1 rRNA gene is annotated in these 3218 nt (G+C 55.5%); it reads right to left on the reverse strand.

What is annotated here, in order from left to right:
• Nucleotides 1-42: 42 nt before the first annotated feature.
• Nucleotides 43-3173, reverse strand: a 23S ribosomal RNA gene (locus RM1_RS25735).
• Nucleotides 3174-3218 lie beyond the last annotated feature (45 nt).

Genomic DNA, 3218 nt, shown 5'->3' on the forward strand with positions numbered 1-3218 from the left:
GTGTGTTGTTTCAGATACCGCACAGTGGACGCGTAGCTTCTTTGTGGTAAGTCCTCGGCCTATTAGTACCAGTCACCTGCACACGTTACCGTGCTTCCAGTTCTGGCCTATCAACCCGGTGGTCTGCCGGGGGCCTTACCCCCTCGAGGGGGTGAGAAACCTCATCTTGGAACAGGCTTCCCGCTTAGATGCTTTCAGCGGTTATCCCTTCCGAACGTAGCTAACCAGCGGTGCTCCTGGCGGAACAACTGGCACACCAGAGGTTCGTCCGTCCCGGTCCTCTCGTACTAGGGACAGCCTTCCTCAAGTTTCTAACGCGCGCGGCGGATAGAGACCGAACTGTCTCACGACGTTCTAAACCCAGCTCGCGTGCCGCTTTAATGGGCGAACAGCCCAACCCTTGGGACCTACTCCAGCCCCAGGATGCGACGAGCCGACATCGAGGTGCCAAACCATCCCGTCGATATGGACTCTTGGGGAAGATCAGCCTGTTATCCCCGGGGTACCTTTTATCCGTTGAGCGACACCGCTTCCACTTGCCGGTGCCGGATCACTAGTCCCGACTTTCGTCCCTGCTCGACCTGTCAGTCTCACAGTCAAGCTCCCTTGTGCACTTGCACTCAACACCTGATTGCCAACCAGGCTGAGGGAACCTTTGGGCGCCTCCGTTACATTTTGGGAGGCAACCGCCCCAGTTAAACTACCCACCAGGCACTGTCCCTGAACCAGATCATGGTCCGAGGTTAGATGTCCAATACGATCAGAGTGGTATTTCAACAATGACTCCACGAACACTGGCGTGCCCGCTTCACAGTCTCCCACCTATCCTACACAAACCGAACCGAACACCAATACCAAGCTATAGTGAAGGTCCCGGGGTCTTTTCGTCCTGCCGCGCGTAACGAGCATCTTTACTCGTAATGCAATTTCGCCGAGTCTATGGTTGAGACAGCTGAGAAGTCGTTACGCCATTCGTGCAGGTCGGAACTTACCCGACAAGGAATTTCGCTACCTTAGGATGGTTATAGTTACCACCGCCGTTTACTGGGGCTTAAATTCTCAGCTTCGCTCCGAAAAGCTAACCGGTCCTCTTAACCTTCCAGCACCGGGCAGGCGTCAGTCCGTATACATCGTCTTACGACTTCGCACGGACCTGTGTTTTTAGTAAACAGTCGCTTCTCACTGGTCTCTGCGGCCCCACCCAGCTCACCAAGCAAGTTGGATCACCAGACGAGGCCCCCCTTCTCCCGAAGTTACGGGGGCATTTTGCCGAGTTCCTTAACCATAGTTATCTCGATCGCCTTAGTATTCTCTACCTGACCACCTGTGTCGGTTTGGGGTACGGGCCGTGTAAAAGCTCGCTAGAGGCTTTTCTCGGCAGCATAGGATCACTGAATTCGCCTCAATCGGCTATGCATCACGTCTCAGGCTATGTGAGTGGCGGATTTGCCTACCACTCGCCCTACACGCTTACACCAGTATTACCACTGACTGGCTCAGCTACCTTCCTGCGTCACCCCATCGCTTGGCTACTACCAGATCAGGTCCCGCGCATCCCCCGACCACATTCCCGAAGGAACAATGGCCGGCTTCAGGGCGGTTAGTATCACTGATTCACCATGGGCGCGTTTACACGGGTACGGGAATATCAACCCGTTGTCCATCGACTACGCCTGTCGGCCTCGCCTTAGGTCCCGACTCACCCTGGGCGGATTAACCTGGCCCAGGAACCCTTGGTCATTCGGCGGAAGAGTTTCTCACTCTTCTTTCGCTACTCATGCCTGCATTCTCACTCGTGCAGCCTCCACGCCTGGATCACTCCGACGCTTCCATGGCTGCACGACGCTCCCCTACCCATCCATACACCTGGCTCCAACCCCGTAAGGAAGGAGCGGGCTTGCATGAATGCCGCAGCTTCGGTGGTGTACTTGAGCCCCGCTACATTGTCGGCGCAGGATCACTTGACCAGTGAGCTATTACGCACTCTTTCAAGGGTGGCTGCTTCTAAGCCAACCTCCTGGTTGTCTTCGCGACCCCACATCCTTTTCCACTTAGTACACGCTTAGGGACCTTAGCTGGCGATCTGGGCTGTTTCCCTCTCGACTACGAACCTTATCGCCCGCAGTCTCACTGCCGCGCTCTCACTCACCGGCATTCGGAGTTTGGCTGATTTCGGTAAGCTTGTGGGCCCCCTAGACCATCCAGTAGCTCTACCTCCGGTGAGAAACACGCGACGCTGCACCTAAATGCATTTCGGGGAGAACCAGCTATCACGGAGTTTGATTGGCCTTTCACCCCTACCCACAGCTCATCCCCTCAGTTTTCAACCTAAGTGGGTTCGGGCCTCCACGACGTCTTACCGTCGCTTCACCCTGGCCATGGGTAGATCACTCCGCTTCGGGTCTAGAGCATGCGACTGGAACGCCCTATTCGGACTCGCTTTCGCTACGGCTACCCCACACGGGTTAACCTCGCCACATGCCACTAACTCGCAGGCTCATTCTTCAAAAGGCACGCCATCACCCGCAGTGACAAGTCACTCACAGGCTTTGACGGATTGTAAGCGCACGGTTTCAGGTACTATTTCACTCCCCTCCCGGGGTACTTTTCACCTTTCCCTCACGGTACTAGTCCGCTATCGGTCACCAGGGAGTATTCAGGCTTATCGGGTGGTCCCGACAGATTCACAGCAGATTTCACGGGCCCGCTGCTACTTGGGAACCCTTCACGAGAGCCGGGAAGTTTTCGTCTACGGGATTCTCACCCTCTACGACAGGCCGTTCCAGACCACTTCGACTAACAACCCGGTTTCTTACTCTCGCCCACCACGGCAGTGATGAGAAGAAAGGCCCCACAACCCCACGCACACAACGCCTGCCGGCTATCACATGTACATGGTTTAGCCTCTTCCGCTTTCGCTCGCCACTACTCACGGAATCACTATTGTTTTCTCTTCCTGTGGGTACTGAGATGTTTCACTTCCCCACGTTCCCTCCACACGCCCTATATATTCAGGCGCGGGTAACCACACATCACTGTGGCTGGGTTTCCCCATTCGGAGACCCTCGGATCTCAGCTCGTTTGACAGCTCCCCGAGGCTTATCGCAGCCTACTACGTCCTTCATCGGCTCCTGGTGCCAAGGCATCCACCGTACGCTCTTAATTACTTACAACAAAGATGCTCGCGTCCACTGTGCAGTTCTCAAACAACACACAAA

The organism is Rhodococcus maanshanensis NBRC 100610 (assembly GCF_001894865.1).
Taxonomy (GTDB): Bacteria; Actinomycetota; Actinomycetes; order Mycobacteriales; family Mycobacteriaceae; genus Rhodococcus_G; species Rhodococcus_G maanshanensis.